Source organism: Otariodibacter sp. (genome assembly GCF_029256985.1).
Lineage (GTDB): Bacteria > Pseudomonadota > Gammaproteobacteria > Enterobacterales > Pasteurellaceae > Otariodibacter.
Map to the genome: position 1 here is coordinate 1 of NZ_JARIDQ010000072.1, position 19,376 is coordinate 19,376.

The 19,376-nt window shown below is 35.3% G+C and carries 22 protein-coding genes and 1 pseudogene; 4 read left to right on the forward strand and 19 right to left on the reverse strand.

The window, feature by feature from the left end; translation table 11 throughout:
- Positions 1-888 (forward strand): HTH-type transcriptional activator IlvY, encoded by an 888-nt coding sequence (gene ilvY, locus Q1J40_RS07165; protein ID WP_301099423.1) that lies wholly within the window; start codon positions 1-3, stop codon positions 886-888.
- Between the two features lie 61 nt (positions 889-949).
- On the forward strand, positions 950-1,576 hold the full coding sequence (upp, locus tag Q1J40_RS07170; protein WP_301099424.1) for a uracil phosphoribosyltransferase: 627 nt from the start codon (positions 950-952) through the stop codon (positions 1,574-1,576).
- A gap of 53 nt (positions 1,577-1,629) precedes the next feature.
- On the opposite strand, the gene Q1J40_RS07175 is transcribed toward upp, so the two are convergent.
- The 17 genes from Q1J40_RS07175 to Q1J40_RS07255 all read right to left on the reverse strand — a co-directional run bounded on the left by Q1J40_RS07175 (position 1,630) and on the right by Q1J40_RS07255 (position 15,120).
- Complete coding sequence (locus Q1J40_RS07175) at positions 1,630-2,379, reverse strand: TPM domain-containing protein (protein ID WP_301099425.1); 750 nt, start codon at positions 2,377-2,379, stop codon at positions 1,630-1,632.
- On the reverse strand, positions 2,376-2,822 hold the full coding sequence (locus tag Q1J40_RS07180) for a TPM domain-containing protein (protein ID WP_301099426.1): 447 nt from the start codon (positions 2,820-2,822) through the stop codon (positions 2,376-2,378). The genes Q1J40_RS07175 and Q1J40_RS07180 overlap by 4 nt, the downstream gene beginning before the upstream one ends.
- Positions 2,823-2,921: 99 nt before the next feature.
- A complete protein-coding gene (locus Q1J40_RS07185) occupies positions 2,922-3,512 on the reverse strand; it encodes a LemA family protein (protein ID WP_301099427.1) in 591 nt (196 codons plus the stop codon).
- Positions 3,513-3,577: 65 nt separating this feature from the next.
- Positions 3,578-4,624, reverse strand: coding sequence for a YcjF family protein (locus Q1J40_RS07190; RefSeq protein ID WP_301099428.1), 1,047 nt, complete (start codon positions 4,622-4,624; stop codon positions 3,578-3,580).
- A complete protein-coding gene (gene dusC, locus Q1J40_RS07195) occupies positions 4,617-5,576 on the reverse strand; it encodes a tRNA dihydrouridine(16) synthase DusC (protein WP_301099429.1) in 960 nt (319 codons plus the stop codon). The genes Q1J40_RS07190 and dusC overlap by 8 nt, the downstream gene beginning before the upstream one ends.
- Positions 5,577-5,592: 16 nt before the next feature.
- A complete protein-coding gene (locus tag Q1J40_RS07200; protein WP_301099430.1) occupies positions 5,593-6,216 on the reverse strand; it encodes a DUF2238 domain-containing protein in 624 nt (207 codons plus the stop codon).
- Complete coding sequence (djlA, locus tag Q1J40_RS07205; RefSeq protein ID WP_301099431.1) at positions 6,216-7,082, reverse strand: co-chaperone DjlA; 867 nt, start codon at positions 7,080-7,082, stop codon at positions 6,216-6,218. Before djlA ends, Q1J40_RS07200 begins: the two co-directional genes overlap by 1 nt.
- A gap of 125 nt (positions 7,083-7,207) precedes the next feature.
- Positions 7,208-7,684, reverse strand: coding sequence for a peptidoglycan-associated lipoprotein Pal (pal, locus tag Q1J40_RS07210; protein ID WP_301099432.1), 477 nt, complete (start codon positions 7,682-7,684; stop codon positions 7,208-7,210).
- Between the two features lie 19 nt (positions 7,685-7,703).
- Positions 7,704-8,939: a Tol-Pal system beta propeller repeat protein TolB gene (gene tolB, locus Q1J40_RS07215; protein WP_502306661.1), complete on the reverse strand. Its 1,236-nt coding sequence runs from the start codon at positions 8,937-8,939 to the stop codon at positions 7,704-7,706.
- A 97-nt stretch (positions 8,940-9,036) separates the two neighbouring features.
- A complete protein-coding gene (tolA, locus tag Q1J40_RS07220; RefSeq protein ID WP_301099434.1) occupies positions 9,037-10,236 on the reverse strand; it encodes a cell envelope integrity protein TolA in 1,200 nt (399 codons plus the stop codon).
- A 13-nt stretch (positions 10,237-10,249) separates the two neighbouring features.
- Positions 10,250-10,687 carry a colicin uptake protein TolR gene (gene tolR, locus Q1J40_RS07225; protein WP_301099435.1) on the reverse strand — a complete coding sequence of 146 codons (438 nt, stop codon included), beginning with the start codon at positions 10,685-10,687 and terminating at the stop codon, positions 10,250-10,252.
- An 81-nt stretch (positions 10,688-10,768) separates the two neighbouring features.
- On the reverse strand, positions 10,769-11,449 hold the full coding sequence (gene tolQ / locus Q1J40_RS07230; protein ID WP_301099436.1) for a protein TolQ: 681 nt from the start codon (positions 11,447-11,449) through the stop codon (positions 10,769-10,771).
- Between the two features lie 26 nt (positions 11,450-11,475).
- Positions 11,476-11,874, reverse strand: a complete 399-nt coding sequence (ybgC, locus tag Q1J40_RS07235) for a tol-pal system-associated acyl-CoA thioesterase (RefSeq protein WP_301099437.1) — start codon at positions 11,872-11,874, stop codon at positions 11,476-11,478.
- Positions 11,875-12,015: 141 nt separating this feature from the next.
- Positions 12,016-12,312 (reverse strand): cyd operon YbgE family protein, encoded by a 297-nt coding sequence (locus tag Q1J40_RS07240; protein ID WP_301099438.1) that lies wholly within the window; start codon positions 12,310-12,312, stop codon positions 12,016-12,018.
- Between the two features lie 2 nt (positions 12,313-12,314).
- The gene (locus Q1J40_RS07245) at positions 12,315-12,413 is read right to left on the reverse strand and encodes a CydX/CbdX family cytochrome bd oxidase small subunit (RefSeq protein WP_301099439.1); all 99 of its coding nucleotides are present in this window, start codon (positions 12,411-12,413) and stop codon (positions 12,315-12,317) included.
- 9 nt (positions 12,414-12,422) lie between these two features.
- Complete coding sequence (cydB, locus tag Q1J40_RS07250) at positions 12,423-13,559, reverse strand: cytochrome d ubiquinol oxidase subunit II (RefSeq protein WP_301099440.1); 1,137 nt, start codon at positions 13,557-13,559, stop codon at positions 12,423-12,425.
- A gap of 13 nt (positions 13,560-13,572) precedes the next feature.
- Positions 13,573-15,120, reverse strand: a complete 1,548-nt coding sequence (locus Q1J40_RS07255; protein ID WP_301099441.1) for a cytochrome ubiquinol oxidase subunit I — start codon at positions 15,118-15,120, stop codon at positions 13,573-13,575.
- Positions 15,121-15,480: 360 nt separating this feature from the next.
- Between Q1J40_RS07255 and Q1J40_RS07260 the strand changes: the two genes are divergently transcribed.
- Positions 15,481-15,834 carry a DUF5339 domain-containing protein gene (locus Q1J40_RS07260; RefSeq protein WP_301099442.1) on the forward strand — a complete coding sequence of 118 codons (354 nt, stop codon included), beginning with the start codon at positions 15,481-15,483 and terminating at the stop codon, positions 15,832-15,834.
- 458 nt (positions 15,835-16,292) lie between these two features.
- Positions 16,293-16,500 (forward strand): annotated as a pseudogene (locus Q1J40_RS09175) (IS256 family transposase); the annotation flags it as partial.
- Between the two features lie 53 nt (positions 16,501-16,553).
- On the opposite strand, the gene dxs reads toward Q1J40_RS09175, so the two are convergent.
- Positions 16,554-18,410 (reverse strand): 1-deoxy-D-xylulose-5-phosphate synthase, encoded by a 1,857-nt coding sequence (dxs, locus tag Q1J40_RS07265; protein WP_301099443.1) that lies wholly within the window; start codon positions 18,408-18,410, stop codon positions 16,554-16,556.
- 83 nt (positions 18,411-18,493) lie between these two features.
- Positions 18,494-19,306, reverse strand: coding sequence for an inositol-1-monophosphatase (suhB, locus tag Q1J40_RS07270; protein ID WP_301099444.1), 813 nt, complete (start codon positions 19,304-19,306; stop codon positions 18,494-18,496).
- Between the last annotated feature and the right edge of the window lie 70 nt (positions 19,307-19,376).

Consider the following 19,376-nt stretch of genomic DNA (forward strand, 5'->3'; position numbering starts at 1 on the left):
ATGAACATCCAAAACCTAAAACTATTCTTAGATATTATCAACACTCATAGTTTTATTCGCACAGCGGAGAAAAATCATATGAGTGCGTCTACGCTTTCTCGACATATTCAAAGAATGGAAGAGGAAATTGGACAACCATTGTTATTACGAGATAATCGACAGGTTATTTTAACGGAAGCGGGTAGGAAATTTTTAAGTTTTGCAGAGCAAACTTGGCTTTCTTGGCAGCAAATTCAACAAGAATTATCCCAAAAACAAAATGAATTAGAAGGGGAACTTAAGCTATTTTGTTCTGTAACTGCCGCTTATAGTCACTTGCCTAAAATACTAGAACGATTTAGACAACGCTATCCCAAAGTAGAAATTAAATTAAGTACGGGCGATCCAGCTAAAGCATTAAATACCGTACAATCATTAAAATCTGATCTAGCTTTAGCAGGTAAACCTGAATTTCTGCCACATAATATTGCTTTTCAATTTATTGATGATATAAGCCTATCGTTAGTTGTACCAAAAATCACTTGTCTTGCAACTAAATTACTCAAATACTCCCCTATTGATTGGCAACATATCCCTTTTATTTTACCTGTAGAAGGTCCTGCTCGTCAGCGAATAGAACATTGGTTTAAATTACAAAAAATCCGTAAACCACAAATTTATGCAACCGTTGAAGGCCATGAAGCTATATTATCTATGGTTGCAGTCGGTTGTGGTGTGGCAATGCTTCCTGATGTCGTGGTACAACATAGTGCTGTAAGCGATCAAGTATCCTTCTTTTTACCCGATATTGCGATTAAACCTTTTGAGTTAGGCGTTTGTGTTCAACATAGACGCTTAAAAGAGCCTATTATTCAAGCTTTTTGGAAGTTGCTGTCTGCTCTAGATTGAATCTCATACTGCAACAATTTGATAAAATCAGTTAATTAAAAAATCAGAATAAGGAGAAAAAATGAAAATCGTTGAAGTTAAGCACCCGCTTGTAAAACATAAACTAGGTTTAATGCGTGCTGGTGATGTTAATACCAAAAACTTCCGTGAATTGGCCACTGAAGTTGGTAGCTTGTTAACCTATGAAGCAACCGCAGATTTAGAAACTGAGAAAGTTACTATCGAAGGTTGGAATGGTCCAGTTGAAATTGACCGCATTAAAGGTAAAAAAGTAACGGTTGTTCCTATTTTACGTGCGGGTTTAGGGATGATGGATGGTGTACTTGAACATATGCCAAGTGCAAGAATTAGTGTAGTGGGAATGTATCGTAATGAAGAAACCCTTGAGCCAGTTCCTTACTTCACAAAATTAGCGAATGATGTGGAAGAACGTCTTGCTATTATTGTAGACCCAATGCTTGCAACAGGTGGTTCAATGATTGCAACCATTGATTTACTCAAAAATGCTGGATGTAAAAATATCAAAGTGCTAGTGCTTGTAGCTGCACCAGAAGGGATTAAAGCATTAGAAGCAGCTCATCCTGATGTAGAACTTTATACTGCTTCAATAGATAGCCACTTAAACGAACAGGGTTATATTATCCCTGGTTTAGGTGATGCGGGTGATAAGATTTTTGGTACAAAATAAGTATTAATTATATTAGACGCTATAAAACCATACTTTATAGCGTCTAATTTTCTTTACCAACTCCCACCAGCACCGCCACCACCAGTGCTTCCACCGCCAAAACCACCGCTAGAACCTCCGCCAAAGCCTCCACTGCTATGACCAAAACCACTAGAGCGACTATGGCGTATTACTCTACCTAGATCGCCTGAACTAATATAAACTCCATTTCTTCTATTAAAACCGCCAAACACAAAGAAAATAATTATGGCAAAGAATATGAATATTAAAAAATCGTTCGGATCATTTTCATCTTGATTCTCTAAAGGTTGATATTCCCCTTGCGTTGCTGCAATGATAGAAGATAAACCTTTTGCAATACCTTCTGCATAACGATTTTCTTTAAAATATGGAGTGATATCATTACGAATAATTGATGATGCGATTGCATCCGGTAATACCCCCTCTAAGCCTCGACCTGTGGCAATAAATAATTTGTGATCATTTTTTGCAACTAAAAGTAGTACGCCATTATTCTCTTTTTTCCGTCCAATACCCCACTTATTAAATAAATTATGAGTGTAACTAGAAATAGTTTCACCTTCTGTACTCGCTATGATCACAACCGCAATTTGAGAACTTGTTTTTGTGCCATAATCTACCAACGCATTTTCTAGTGTCCGTTGATCTTGTGGGCTTAATGTTTGGGTATAATCTGTTACATAACGAAAAGGATTGGGTACACTAGGATATTCTGCCGAACTCAATGCAGAAAAACTGAACAGTGCTAAGGAAAGTATTAATTGGTAATATCGCTTTATCATTTGATGATCACCTCATTAGGTAACTCATTTTTATCATCTGTTTGAATCGGAAAATATGTTTTCAGCTGTTGCTCAACTTGCTGAATTCCCTTGCAAATAGCAAGGGTAAAGTCACCATTCTGACAATCGGCTTTCATTACTTGATAAACTGACTCCCAAAATGATTCTCCTACTTTTTGGTGAATCCCCTCATCACCTACTATCGCCATTAAACGAGGTTTAAACGATAAATAAATTAATACACCATTGCGATCTTTTGTTTCTCGCATCGTTAATTCATCAAATAGCTGATTGGCTCGATCGATAGGTGAATTAGATTTTACTTTACGCTCTACCACCACTCTCAATTCAGCAGAGGTTTGTTTTTCTAAATGTGAAATTGCTTGTTCTATCTGTTGTGTATCAATCGGTAATTTCTTATTAAGAAGATCAAATAATCCCATAATTTCCTCAGTAAAATAAGCTTTGTTTTATAAAAATAATCCCATTATTTGCAAAAAAATAATGGGATCCTACCGCTTATCTCTTTGCTTTAGCCCACTTTAGTTAAAATTAACTACGGGAGCTTTTTCCGCACCAGCGTCTGCTTTAAATTGAGGCTTAGTTTCAAAACCAAATAATAAAGCGACAAATTTTGTCGGCACTTGACGAACTTTTTGATTATATTCTTTCACCGCATTATTAAAATTATTACGTTCTACGTTAATACGATTCTCAGTTCCTTCAATCTGAGCTTGTAAATTGAGGAAACCTTCATTCGCTTTTAACTCTGGATATCGCTCAACACTGACTAATAAGCGTGATAATGCTGAATTTAATCCTTGTTGTGCTTGTTGGAATTGAGCTAACTGCTCTTCTGTTGCATTACTTGGGTCAATATGCGTTTGAGTGGCTTTCGCTCTCGCCTCAATAACTTGCGTTATAGTTTCTTGTTCAAAATTCGCTTGACCTTTCACCGTATTGACTAAATTTGGAATTAAATCTGCACGGCGTTGATAAGCTGATTCCACATTCCCCCACACAGAATTAATGCTCTCTTCAGCTTTAACTAAACCGTTATAACTATTGCTTAAAGTGAATCCACCAATAATGACAATAACTGCAATAATAATGAGTGTTTTCCATTTTTTCATTTCATTTACCTTTTGTTGTTAAAAAGCTGGTTGTTAAAAAGCGATATGAATAAGTATAGATAAAACTACACTTTATCCAATTCTTTTTCCGTTGATTTATTAAATATTTTATCTTTTAACACACCTAATAATTGTTGTCTAATTTCAGCAAGTTTAGGTCGTTCATTTTTATTAAACGCCACAGGACGACAAAACTCCATCGCTTTAATCCCTAATCTTGCAGTTAATATCCCTGCCCCCATTCCTTGTGCTGCCCGCATAGATAATTTTGCGGTAAGATTTTGTGAAAAAAATTCCATTCCCACATCTGTCATAATTTCAGTCGCACCCGCAAATACCATATTGGTAAGCACCATTCTAAAGAGTTTTAAACGGCTAAAATAGCCTAATTCCATCCCATAAACTCGAGTGATTTTATTCACTAAGGCAATATTACGCCATGCCATCATTAAGACATCAACTATTGCTAATGGACTTACTGCAACAATAATCATATTTTCTATGGCACTTTGACTAATCATTCTTTTTGCTTGGCTATCTAATGGAATAAGTACATTCTGGCTAAATAGATAAAGCACTTCTTGGCTGTTATATCCTTGGTCTAATTGGCTTTTCCAACGTTTTTCTGCCTGAGCTATCATTGGCGTTTGGGATAAATTTTGAATCACCGATTGACAAAACTCTGTCGCCATCTCACCGCTTACATTATTTTTATCAACTAACCATTGCTGGGTCATTTGCTGATTTTGATGATGTTTACGCAACCAACGTAGCTTATTCCATTCAACAATTAAAGTTCCAATCCCCGTTAAGCTGACACAGAAAAAAACAATAGAGAAAACAAAATAAATCCACTGATGAGCCATCCAAGTATCGATTAACCATTGAATAGATTGAGCAATCACTGCGCCACAAAATAAGACTAAAGCACCAAGTAGCACTCGAACCCAGAATCGAGAAGGTTTTAAACTTTCCTCAATAATGAGTTCAGCTTCGACATTCTTACTCTCTTCTTCTAATTCAACAGACTCTACGGAATCCTCAGAAAATTCCTGCTTAGGTTGTAGTACTGTTTCTTGTTGCTCTTCTTCACTAAATATTTTTTTATCCAAATTTTGCCTCCATAAGCCGATGTTTTAGCCCTTCATAGCCTTGCTCAGTTCTTAATAGTGCAAATAAATCATTTGCTTCGGGATATTCTTTATCTAAATAACGCAACCACTGCTTAATTCGTGCAATGTGATAAAATCCTTTATTATCTTGTCCATTTTCCATTTGAACGTAGGTATATAATAAATCTAGCACTTGTTGCCAAGGCATTTTCGCTTCAGAAAATTTGACTACCTTACTTAAATTAGGGACTTGCAATGCACCTCGCCCGATCATTACACTCTCGCAAGCGGTCACTTCCACACATTTTTTTGCAGAATCTACATCCCAAATTTCACCATTTGCAATAACCGGAATAGTGAGTCGCTGACGAATTTCCGCTATTTTGTGCCAATTAATTCGTTCAGCCCGATAACCATCCATTTTAGTACGTCCGTGAACCGTAATTTCCGTTGCTCCACCTTGTTGCACCGCATCTACAATTTCAAAAGCTGAAGAATCAGAATCCCATCCTAATCTCACTTTAACTGAAACAGGCAAATCTTTAGGGACAGCCATTCTCATTGCTTGAGTTGCTCGATAAATAAGTTCAGGATTTTTAAGAAGCGAAGCTCCACCTTGACTACCATTAACTGTTTTAGATGGACACCCACAATTTAAATCAACACCGTGAGATCCTAGCTGAATAGCAAGATCCGCATTTTCTGCCAACCATTCAGGATGTTGCCCTAAAATTTGAACTCTAACAGGTGTACCAGACGGGGTAAAGCCTTGATGATGTAATTCAGGGCAAAGGCGATAAAAGGTTTTTTTAGGTAATTTTTGATCGACAACTCGTACAAATTCAGAAATACAAAAATCATAATCATTAACTGCAGTTAACAACTGTCGAACAAAAGGATCTAACACGCCCTGCATTGGTGCAAGAATAACTCGTTTTGGTAAAAATTCCACAGGATCTAACCGCTTGTTAGTGATAGCGCCGCAAATACAAATCAGGACGAGCGATTAAATAGATAATTAACGCCGTAATAGCACCTAACGTATCCGCTAATATATCCTTTTGAGCATCCCAAATATCGCCTTGCGATCCTAAAAACTCCACTCCTGCCTCACCGCCTTCAATCACTGCATATTGCCATTCAATCAATTCGTAAGTTGCTGCCAATGACATGATAAAAAATAACGAGAAAAAGAAGGCAACACCTACTCCACATTTACGTTTACGTAGTAGCCATTCCGCCATTGGAAAGCTGTAAAAGCCGATAATATAGTGCGCCACACGATCAAAATGATTACGCCCTTCTCCAAGAAAAGGCTCTAAATAGACATTTGCCCAATCAAAAGGTACATTTGCAAAAGTATATTTTGCACCGATTAAATGCATAATCATCCATAATGACATTAAGAAATAAGCTAACCCACTAAATTGGAAACGTGAATACGTTAACATTAATAGTCCAAATACGATAAAAATTGGTGTTACTTCCGCATACCACACATCTCTATCTGTCGGATGCCAACCCGACCATATAGATATCACAATCACAACAATAGCTAAAAAAAGTGGTATAACATGAGATCGAGACTGCATTATTTCCAACCTTTTGCTTTACAAATTAAGTCATAAGCTGCTTGAATTTGTTGTGCTTTTTCTTTCGCAACTTCCATCATTTCTGGTGGTAATCCTTTTGCAACCAATTTATCTGGGTGATGTTCATTCATTAACTTACGATAAGCTCTTTTTACTGTTGTTTGATCACTATTGGCATCAACACCTAACACACTATATGCATCTTCCAAGGTTGGACCTTTGTTATAGGATTGCTGATATCCACCACTCTGCCCTTGATAATGCCCTTCTTGCTGTGAAGAATATTGCTCGTATTGGTACTGTCCTGAACGAAAACGTTGTGCAGCTGCTATCATTGCTAACATTTGCTCAAACTGGAATTTAGACATTCCTAATGCTTCCGCAATCGTAAACAAAATTTTCTGTTCATTAATATCAATAGTGCCATCTTGTAAGGCTGCTTGCATTTGTACTTCAACAAAGAAACGTAATAAATCCCTACGTTGCCCACAGGCTTCTCTAAACTCTTTAATCACTTGACGTAAAGGAAAATCAGCATTCTTTCCTAAGGTAAACGCTTTTTGTGCGAGTTGCTGACTTTGAGTATCCAATTTCATTTGAATCATAAGTCTTCTTGCAAGTTCAATATCGTCTTCAGTTACTCGGCCTTTAGACTTAGAAATATGACCTAATACAGCAAATGTTGTTTGAATAAAGATAGATTGACGAGTTAATGCCTTACCAAATACAGAGGAAGAAACCGACCCTAATTCATATAATTTTTTATCAGCCCAATGACCAATAATTACACCAAGTAGCCCTCCAAAAAAACCACCCAAAAACTTATAACCGATGAAAAATCCCAAAAGTTTTCCAATAAACTGCATAGCTAGCCCTTTCTATTAAATTTTCATCTATTTTAACGGAAAAAAAATAAAAATACGAAATAGATTATTTATAAAAAAATAAAGCCTCGAAAAATCGAGGCTTTATTTAAAATATTATGCAAAAATTAGTATTCTAATACTGCACGACGGTTTTTTGCATAATCAGCTTCTGTATGACCTAATACTGCTGGTTTTTCTTCACCATAAGAAACTGTTGAAACATTTGTTGCACCTTTAGATGCTAAATAATTTTTTACTGCATCTGCACGGCGTTGTCCTAATGCGATATTGTACTCAGGTGTACCACGCTCATCAGCATGACCTGCAATAGTAACATTACCACTTGTAGAATTTAAATATTGTGCATGTGCATCTAATAAATTTTGATATTCACCTTCAACATCATAACGATCAAAACCGAAATAAACTGTATTATAACGAGTTTGTAAATCTTGAACTGACATACCACCAAAAGTTTGAGTAGTTGTATTTGCTGTTGTTGTTGCTGTTGTTGCTGCTGCATCATCATTGCTTGAACTACTACATGCTGCCAAAACAAAAGCTGGTGCCGCAATCATTAATACTTTAGCTAGTTTTTTCATTTTGTTCTCCTAAAAAGAATTATTGTTTAGTCAAATACGGTGACCAAGCAGGGAACTTATATTGCCCACCTACACCCGGCAAGTTAGCTTTAAAACGGCCATCTGCTGACACCAATTGTAGCACTTTGCTCACACCTTTGGTAGAGCTATAAATAACCATAGTACCATTTGGCGAAATACTTGGACTTTCATCTAAAAACGTAGAGCTTAGTACTTCCGTGCTACCTGAAACCAAGTCACGCTTTACAATTTTATCGCTTGAAACCATGATTAAATTCTTACCATCTGAGGAAATCTTACCACTACCACTTCCTCCGATTAAGCTGATGTTACCACCCGATAGATTCATGCTATAAACTTGAGGTGCTCCTCCACGATCTGAAGTAAATAAAATTCTACTTCCATCAGGTGACCAACTTGGCTCTGTATTATTTCCTTGTCCTCTGGTTAATTGTTTAATTCCACCGCCATTTGCATTAGCAATATAAATATTTAATAATCCATCTTGGTTTGATGCAAATGCTAGCTGAGATCCATCTGGTGAAAATGATGGTGCTCCATTATGTCCTTTTAAAGCTCCTACGACTATACGTTTACCACTACGTATATTATGTACCACAACTTGAGGCTTTTTATTTTCAAATGTTACATAAGCTAATTTTGTTCCATCTGGAGACCACTCTGGTGACATAAATGGTTCTTTACTTGAAACTAGAGTAAAGGCATTAAATCCATCATAATCTGAAACTCGTAATTCGTACGATGATACACCTCGTTGAACTACATAGGCGATTTTAGTTCTAAATGCACCTCGAATTTGGGTAATTTTTTCAAAAACTTGATCACTTACAGTATGAGCTCCTAATCTAATTTGTTCAGTTGACACATTAAAAGCACCTTGAGATACAACATTACCAGCAAATCCTGATGTTCCTAATACATCAACTAACTGATAGGCGATACTATATCCATTACCAGCAGCCTCTACTTGTCCAACAACAACATAATCAGTGCCTAAAGTAGTCCATTGATCGGGAACGATATCACTAGCTGAACCTGGTTGTGATGGCAATCTATTTCTAGGAATAGGAGAAAATTTTCCACTATTACGTAAATCATCAGAAACAATTTGAGCCACATCACTCGGTACTGATACGTTCGTCCTAAAAGGTACTACTGCTATTGGTTGAGATGTATTAATTGCACCATCTACTAAAATCTGAACATCGGATTCAGCCATAGCAGATACTGCCATAAAACAGCTTATAAGTCCTACGCATTTCTTAAAATATGCGAATAATTTCATAAATTAACCTCTAAAATTAAGGAGTTATGGGATAAATTATCAGTAATTAAGGTCTAAACTCAATTGTTGGTGAACTATATTGCTGATATATCGCATCTGATGGAGCAGGAGGTACTTTTCCTGTTGCAACAATTGCTCTCGTTGCAGCATCACAAACATCAGCTGGACCTTTTATCACCTGATAATTTCTTATCACTCCATTTCTTTCAATAAAAATTCTAACATAACAAGATTGTCCATTTGCATTTCTAAATTTAGATCTTAGTAATCGGCTAATTTGATCCAAATAGCGATTACCTAGAGCAGACCCTTGTCCTACACCAGTAGTTCCTCCACTTCCTTTTGAACCACTTTGATTTCTATTACTTCCTTGTCCAAGTGTTCCATCCAGTAGCTGTTGAGCTCTTGCAGCATCTCTAGCTTTAGCTTCTTTTTCTGCTTTCGCTTTTGCTTCTTGCTCAGCCTTAGCTTTCGCTTCTTTTTCTGCTTTAGCTTTAGCTTCTTTTTCTGCTTTCGCTTTTGCTTCTTTTTCTGCTTTTGCTTTTGCTTCTTGCTCAGCCTTAGCTTTCGCTTCTTTTTCTGCTTTCACTTTTGCTTCTTGCTCAGCCTTAGCTTTAGCTTCTTTTTCTGCTTTCGCTTTTGCTTCTTGCTCAGCCTTAGCTTTCGCTTCTTTTTCTGCTTTCACTTTTGCTTCTTGCTCAGCCTTAGCTTTCGCTTTTGCTTTCCGATCTTCCTCTGCCTGTTTAGCTAGAGCCTCCAAACGTTTAGCCTCTGCCTCAGCCTTCAATCTTGCTTGTTCTGCAAGTTTTTTACGAGTTTCTTCCTGCTGCTTTGCAACTTCTTGTTTTTTCTGTTGTTTTTGCTGAATTTTTTTCTGTTCTTCTCTTTGTTGCTCTAATTGTTGTTTTTTCTCTTTTTCTGCAATTTTTGAAGCTTCCAAATCATCAACTTTGGCTACTTGTTCACTCTCCACAATCTCTGAAGTAGCTTCCTTAGGTTGTTCTTCATCAAATTTATCTGGTAGATTCTTAGTAACGGGAGCAACTAATCGATTATATTCTTCCGCAACTTGCCCAGTATCAACCATTACAGCTTCAAAGCTATCTTGATCTCCTCCACTTCCACCGGATGAATATTGAATCATTTTGGTAAAAAAAGATCCGATTAAAAGTAACCCAATCAATACAAAATGTAAAAATACAGAAAAAATTATAGCAATTTCTAATCTATCATTTTTCAATTTCACGTATTATCCTTGATTATTTTCCTTGAGTCATTAAACCAACTGACTTTATACCGGCATCCTTTAATAAAGAAATTCCTTTCATTACTTCTTCATAAGGAACATCTTTTCCACCAGCTACAAGAAATAAGGTATTATTATCTTTATCAAAAGCATCTGCTGCATAAGCTATAACATCTTGCTCATTGATAAACTCATTTTCATTCTGTTGAATGTAATTTCCTTCTATCTTTAATTTATACATACCTACATCTGCAATTTCTAAAATTACAGGCGTTTTATCTTCATTTGTAACTGACTGACTATGTCTCTCTTCTGGTAAATCTACTTCAACACTCTGACTAATAATTGGTGCAGTAGCCATAAAGATTAATAATAATACAAGCAATACATCTAAAAATGGAACAATATTGATTTCAGATTTAATTGCATTACGTTCTCGACGACGAGACATATTTTCCTCTTTTATAATATTATTTTGTTCTACTCCGTACTCACATAGACTTATAAAATTAAGTCTATGCTATGAATACGACTATTTTTTGGCAAAAGCCTGACGATGTAAAATTGTAGTAAACTCATCAATAAAATTGGCGTAATTTTGTTCCAACTTATTTACCTTTAAACTTAAGCGGTTATAAGCCATAACTGCTGGGATGGCTGCAAACAACCCGATAGCAGTTGCAATTAAAGCCTCTGCAATTCCCGGTGCAACCGATTGTAACGTAGCTTGTTTTACCGCACTTAATCCCATAAAAGAATGCATAATTCCCCATACTGTACCAAAAAGTCCAATATAAGGACTAATAGATCCAACTGTTCCTAAAAAAGGAATGTAACTTTCTAAACTTTCTAATTCTCTATTCAGAGCTAAGTTCATCGCTCTAGTAGAGCCTTGAATAGTTGATTCTGGCGCATCAGGATTTGATTGTTGTAAGCGATTATATTCCTTAAATCCTACATAAAAAATTTGCTCTGATCCACTTAATCCGTCTCTTCTGTTTTCTAACCCTTCATGTAATCTGTGTAAATCCTCACCAGACCAAAACCGCTCTTCAAATACTAAAGCTTCTTTTTTAGCACGAGTCAATACACTACTACGCTGAATAATTACAGCCCAAGATAACACAGAAAATACAAGTAAGATAAACATTACAATCTTAACAACAATACTCGCTTCCCAAAATAACGATAGCAAGTCAAATTCAGTTGACATTGAAAAACTCCGAATAAAGTAAAATATTAAAACGATCCAACCGCTTGTAATTGTACTAAAATGACATCAGGGATCACTATTGGTTTCATTTTTTCTAGATTAACACAAGCAACTGTTACAGTAGCTTCAGTTAAGCACTCTTTCTCACGCCATAATTTTTGTTTAAAGATAATGGATGCTTTTTTAAGCTTCACAATCTCAGTTTCAATAATTAACATATCATCCAAGCGTGCAGTAGCCTTATAGTCAATCTCAATTTTTTTCACAACAAATGCTATTTTTTCTGCAAATAATTTTTGTTGAGAAAAAGAAAGAGTCCGTAATAACTCTGTTCTTGCTCGTTCGAAAAAATTCAAATACTGCGCATGATACACAACACCACCAGCATCAGTATTTTCATAATATACACGAATAGGAAATTGCATCAACTGATCCATTTATACCAAAAAATTAAAGCGTCTAAAAAGTAGACGCATAATAACCTCCATTTTAGATAGAGAATATTTGTTGTGCAAGATCTTTTATGCTTACTTTTGTAAAAATAAAAGATATATGTTTAACAACTATTAACCTAACAATGAAAAGATAAAATAAAGAAATGAAGGTAATACAATTATATACCCCAAAAAAGGTAAAAAAATTATTCTAAATAAAGACGATTTAATTTCAAAGCCTATACCATGGATCCATAAAATCACCATTCCATAAAAAACAAATAGAGCAAAATATGGTATATGTCCACCAAAGTGCAATGCAAATGAGCTCGAAAATACCCAAATTAAAATAAACATTGATGTGGATATTATAAAAGAAAGGGCTTTCAACCAGCCCTTTCTTGTTAAATTATAAAGAGAATCTATCATGATTACTCGTCAAATTTACCTGTTTTTTCAATACTAATGGTGACGACAACAGCAAATAAAATTGCTAATAGCACACCTAGCACCCAAGTTACATAGAACATAGTCTTCTCCTAATACAAGCTTGATTGATTGCTTTCAATAAATTTAGCGTCAATACGTCCAAACATTTTGATATAAGTCCATATGGTGTAAGCAAGTACAATTGGTACAAAGACACAAGCAACAACAAACATGATTGTTAGTGTAGTATGGCTAGCAGTCGAATCCCACATAGTTAAACTCATTTCAGGATGAGAAATAGATGGCATAACAAATGGGAACATAGAAATACCCGCTGTTAATATAATTCCTGCTAACATTATTGACGAAGCAAAGAAAGATAAGCCAGATCTATTGGCTCGAGATGCTACAAATGTTAATAATCCACCAACTACACCTAAAGCAGGTATAATCCAAAGAACTGGCATTTCAAAATAATTTTTGAACCATGCACCACTTTCTAAAGTGACACTCTTCGTTGTAAATACTGATGGTGCATTATGATCAATAATACTGGTTACAACAAATCCTTCTTTGAAATAAACAAAAATACCAGCAATCACAAAAACACCGATAGCTACTAAAGATGTAACCTGAGATATCCCTCTGGCACGATTACGTAACTCACCTGTAGTTTTCATTTGTAACCATGTTGCACCTTGAGTCGTTAACATCATCAAGCTAATAACTCCACATAATAATGCAAATGGATTAAGTAAACCAAAAAATGAACCTGTATATCTCACTTGATTCAATTCATTAAATTCAAATGGAACACCCTGTAACAAATTACCGAATGCTACACCAAAAATTAACGAAGGGACAAAGCCACCAATAAATAATCCCCAGTCCCAAGCGCTTCTCCATTTAGGACTATCAATTTTCGCACGATATTCCATACCCACAGGTCGGAAAAAGAGTGCTGCTAATACTAGGATCATCGCAAGGAAAAAACCTGAGAATGATGTTGCATAAACAGTTGGCCATGCAGCAAAAATAGCACCACCAGCTGTTAATAACCAAACTTGGTTTCCATCCCAATGAGGTGCAATAGAATTTATCATAATACGGCGCTCAACATTACTCTTTCCTATTACAGGTAATAATGTAAGCACTCCCATATCAAAACCATCTGTAATAGCAAAACCAATTAAAAGTACGCCGATTAAAATCCACCAAATAAAGCGTAAAACTTCATAATCAATCATTTTTTACTCCCACTTATTTCGTAGACTGTTCAAAATGGTAGCGACCTGTTTTTAACGCACTAGGTCCTAATCGACCATATTTAAACATTAAATACATTTCAACAACCAAGAATAATGTATATAACCCACACAATAACCCTATAGAAATCCAAAGATCAACTTGTGTTAATGCTGAATTACTCACTCCTGTTGGAAGCATATTATAAATTGCCCATGGTTGACGGCCATATTCAGCTAAAAACCAACCACTTTCAATAGCAATCCATGGTAATGGTATCCCAATAAGTAATGCTCTAAATAATAAAGACTTATTAAAGTTACCTCTAATATTTCTAACAAATGCCCAAAAAATTAAAATTAGCATTAAGAATCCAGCTGCCATCATAATTCGGAAAGCCCAGAAAGTTGGACCAACATTAGGAATTGTATCTGCTGCTGCTTGTTTAATCTGTTCTTCTGTAGCATCCACTACATTATTGGTATAAGCTTTCAATAATAAACCAAAGCCTAAATCTTTTTGAACAGCCTTAAATGCTTCTTTATCTTCTTCTGTATAATCACCAGAGCGAAGTTTTTCTAGTAAAGAATAGGCGACCATACCAGTACGTACACGCTGTTCATTTTGTACTCTTAAATCCTTTAATCCCACAATTTCTGTATCTATAGATCGAGTAGCAATAATGCCCGCCGCATATGGAATTGAAATAGAAAATTCATTTTTCATTTCTTTTGAGTTAGGAATAACAATCATATTCCAAGGAGCTGGAGCATGACTTGTTTCAAATTCACCTTCCATCGCAGCTAACTTCACAGGTTGAGCACGTCCAATTTCATAACCTGATTCATCTCCCATAATCAATACAGAAAGAATTGAAATTAATCCAAAAGTAGCTCCTACAGAAAATGAACGACGTGCAAATCCTAAATCACGTCCTTTTAATAAATAGTAGGCACTAATTCCTAAAACAAATATTGCGCCACAAGTATAACCAGCCGTAACAGTATGTAAAAATTTAGCCTGAGTAATTGGGTTAAGAACCAATTCAGAGAAACTACTCATCTCCATACGCATAGTTTCAAAATTAAACTCAGATCCCACAGGACTTTGCATCCACCCATTAGCAACTAAAATCCATAAAGCTGAGAAGTTAGAACCAAATGCTACTGCATAAGTTGCTAGCAAATGTTTTCCTTTCGATAGACGTTCCCATCCAAAGAAGAAAAGTCCTACGAAAGTAGACTCTAAAAAGAATGCCATTAAACCTTCAATAGCAAGCGGAGCTCCAAAAATATCACCAACATAATGGGAATAATATGACCAGTTAGTACCAAATTGAAACTCCATGGTAATTCCCGTTGTCACACCTAAGGCAAAGTTAACTCCAAATAACTTCCCCCAAAATTTTGTCATATCTTTATACACTTCTTTACCTGTCGCAACATAAAGCGTTTCCATTGTAACCAGTACAAAGGAAAGTCCTAATGTCAAAGGAACAAATAAAAAATGATAAAGAGCGGTTAATGCAAATTGTAAGCGTGAAAGCTCAACAATATCTAACATTTTAAACCCCTTTATAATAGATTTATCTACATAATTGATTACAAATAAACCACAAATAATGTAATCCCCAACATACTGACATAGACAGCATCATTTTCAGAAAAATTTTCTGAAACGTTGAGGGATATTCTACTAGTAAACAATAAAATTAAAAACCATAAAAAGAGTACATAGATCACAAAATTAAATAATTATTTAATTTTATTATAAACTATCTATACATTATTGATTTAAATCAAAATTTAAATTTAAAAGAATTCATTCTTAAATACCTTAAAAGATCGTAATGACTTGTAAGATTTAATTTGATAATATGCGGAGATTTAAATTTCAATGACAGTTTTTCAATAAGAGGGATATATGTTAAACAAGAGTCTTTTTCTTTTTTCTACTAGTGTTCTATTTTTTATCCTTACAAATAATGTTAGCGTTGCTACTGATTTAAAAACTTCATCTTTAACAATAGTAAAAACAGAAAGTACAGGCACATTAGCGTACCAGTGCCAAAAAATGTTTAAGGAAGGTGATAAATTAATTTCGGAAGCTAAAAAACAACCAGGCACTCATCAAATCCAAGTGAGTAAGATGAAAGATAAGTTAGATTCTTCTAAACAACAAATTCTAAAATTAGATCCAATAAAACAAAATTTAAGCTGTGAAAAGGGATTGTTAGCATTAAATAATTTGAAAAAACAAACTCAAATAAAACAATAAGTGAGATTACTACCAAAGCTAAATAATAGTTAACCTGAATGTTAAGTCTATATTAGAATTTATATAAATACCTGTTTGTGAGGTAAGCATTTTCAATCAGCAGGTATTTTGTTATAAATGAAAAATAACTCAAAACATTATTCCTTGAATTAACTAAAAATCTCAAAACTCCATAAACTCTTAATCAACTCTTCCGAATGCTGAAAAAATCATAGCAGAGATCGCATTAAATGTAGATCTTCCTCTCCCATCTTAACTATAAAAAAACATCATCCTAAACAAGATAAAATTACAAAGTAATCGTATTAGACTTAAAACAAGTTTATTAAGCGTCAACAGGATCTATTGCATTAGAAGCTTTGGCACACAAATTAAAGAAAATATCCATTGATTTCAAAATGTTGGGAAGATAACTAGGTAAATATTACAACACTATTTAGTTATCCTGATGATATCGCAAAGCGATTTATACGACAAGTGCGATAGAATCGTTAGGCAGACACGTCGAGTGATAAAATACTTCCAACAGATAATACAGTATTTAAAGTGGGATAGTTAACCATTAAAGATGCATCAAAGATATGAATAAAAATTATACAAATTTGGCGAGTAGCTCTAAATCGTTTTATAATTGGATTTGGTGATCGCTTGACCGATCACCTTTAAATGAAATGTGTATTTACACAAAATATGGGTAAACTTTGAATCGGCTTTCTTTTCTAATTATCAACTAGCATCTTTCTTATACATGAATCAATACCTTTTGCATCTAAACCTAAATCTGCATACATCTCAGCTTGAGTACCTTGAGGAATAAAGAAATCAGGAATACCAACCATCACAAGCGGTTTAATCTTCTCTATTTTTTGTAAAAATTCATTTACAGCACTTCCTGCACCACCTTGAATTACATTCTCTTCAACAGTAACCAAAATATCGTGTGTATCTACTAAATCACGAATTAATGCTTCATCTAATGGCTTAACAAATCGCATATCAACAAGTGTATAATCCCTATCTTCCGCAACCTTTTGTGCCTCATTGAGTAAAGTACCAAAGTTAAGGATAGCAACTTTTTTACCTTCTCTTAATATCTTAGCCTTACCAATTTCCATTACCATCATCGGTTCTAACTTAACCCCTTGAGCATTCCCTCTAGGGTAACGTACGGCAACAGGTGAGTTCATTGTATAAGCAGTATAAAGCATTTGGCGCATTTCATTTTCGTCACTTGGTGCCATGATAGTCATATTAGGAATACAACGCATAAAGCTTAAATCAAATGCACCTTGGTGAGTTTGACCATCAGCGCCGACAATACCTGCTCGGTCAATAGCAAAAATTACAGGTAAATTTTGAATAGCTACATCATGAATTAACTGGTCATAAGCTCTTTGTAAGAAAGTGGAGTAAATTGCAATAACAGGTTTATAGCCTGCAATCGCAAGTCCTGCTCCTAAAGTAACCGCATGTTGTTCAGCTATGGCAACATCAAAATATTGATCAGGAAAACGTTTAGAAAACTCAACCATACCCGATCCTTCTCTCATTGCAGGAGTAATTCCTATAAGTTTAGGATCTTTCTCTGCCATTTCACAAAGCCAATTACCAAAAATTGAAGAATAAGTTGGTACTGATTTATTTTTAGGTAATTTGCCTAATGCAGGATCGAATTTTGGTACACCATGAAAACCTATTGGATCTTCTTCTGCTGGGGTATATCCTTTTCCTTTTTTCGTTTTGATATGAAGAAATAATGGACCAGACATATTTCTCATATTGGTTAATGTTGAAACAAGTTCATCAATATCATGCCCATCAATTGGACCGATATAATTAAATCCTAAACTTTCAAACATTGTACCAACGGGAGAAACAAAACCTTTTACATGCTCTTCTGTTTTCTTAACAAATTCTTTAATAGGCGGTACACCAGATAACAGTTTTTTACCACTTTCTCTCAAGGTGCCGTATAACGAACCAGTAAACAGACGAGCTAAATGATAATTTAATGCACCAACATTTTCTGAAATAGACATCTCATTATCATTTAAAATAACTAACATATCTGGGTGAAGTGAGCCAGCATGATTAAGCGCTTCAAATGCCATACCTGCTGTAATTGCACCATCACCGATCACGCAAACCGTCTTACGGTTAGCATTTTCTCTTTCTGCTGCAATGGCAATACCTAAGCCTGCGCTAATTGATGTTGACGAATGACCAACACTCAATACATCATAAGAACTTTCTTCTCGCCAAGGAAAAGGATGTAAACCATTTTTCTGACGAATTGTACACATTTGGTCTCGACGACCAGTGAGAATTTTATGCGGATAAGCTTGATGACCTACATCCCAAATTAATTGATCAAATGGAGTCTGATAGACATAATGTAATGCAACAGTCAGCTCTACAGTACCTAAGCCAGAGGCTAAGTGACCACTTGTTTGACTGACAGATTCTAATAAATACGCCCTTAATTCATCACAAAGTTGTTGTAATTTTTCTTTTGGTAATAAGCGTAAGTCATCAGGACTATTAATTTGACTTAATAAGGGATAGGTTTTTTGCATAATATCATCTTAATCGTAAGGTAAAGAATCTACCTAAATTATTGAAGAAGGCAGAAAATCTCTGCCTACATTTTCTACTGGAATTATGATTTTAGATCATCAGATAATACCGGTTTAATTGTATTTAAAATCTCTTTTACAACTCTTGCATTACCAGCCACTAAGTTACCTGATTTCAAATAATTTGTGCCACCAACAAAATTTGTCACCAATGCACCCGCTTCACGGGCAATAATATCGCCTGCTGCACAATCCCAAGGTTTTAAGCCGATTTCAAAATAACCATCAACACGTCCTGATGCTACATAAGCTAAATCTAATGCAGCAGAACCTGTACGACGGAAATCAGCAACACCGTTATTCATAAGACCTTCAATCATATTTAAATGAGCTGTTGTATGTTTTGCCACTTTAAATGGAAAACCTGTTGCTAATACAGCACCTTGTAAATCACGACGATCATTGTCTACTCTCAAACGGAATTCATTTAATTTAGCACCCTCACCACGAACTGCGGTAAATAATTCATTACGAATAGGATCATAAACAACACCCACTTCCGTACGTCCATTAACACGAATAGCGATTGATACAGAAAAATGCGGAAAACGTTTGATAAAGTTAGTCGTACCATCTAAAGGATCAATAACCCACTGCACATCGCTATTATCCGCAGACAAAAGCCCCGACTCTTCACCTACAATGGTGTGGTCAGGGTACGATTTTCTAATAACTTCAATAATTGCTTCTTCTGCCGCTTTATCAATAGCAGTGACATAATCATTAGTACCTTTTTGAGTAATATCGAGATCTGAAGTTGATTGCTCATAACCTTTGGCAATAATATTGCCCGCTTTTCGTGCTGCACGAATAGCGATATTTAACATTGGATTCATAATTCCACCAGATTTTAAAGAACGTAAAGTAAGAAGATATGAATTATAGAGAAAGTTGGACAATAAAGGA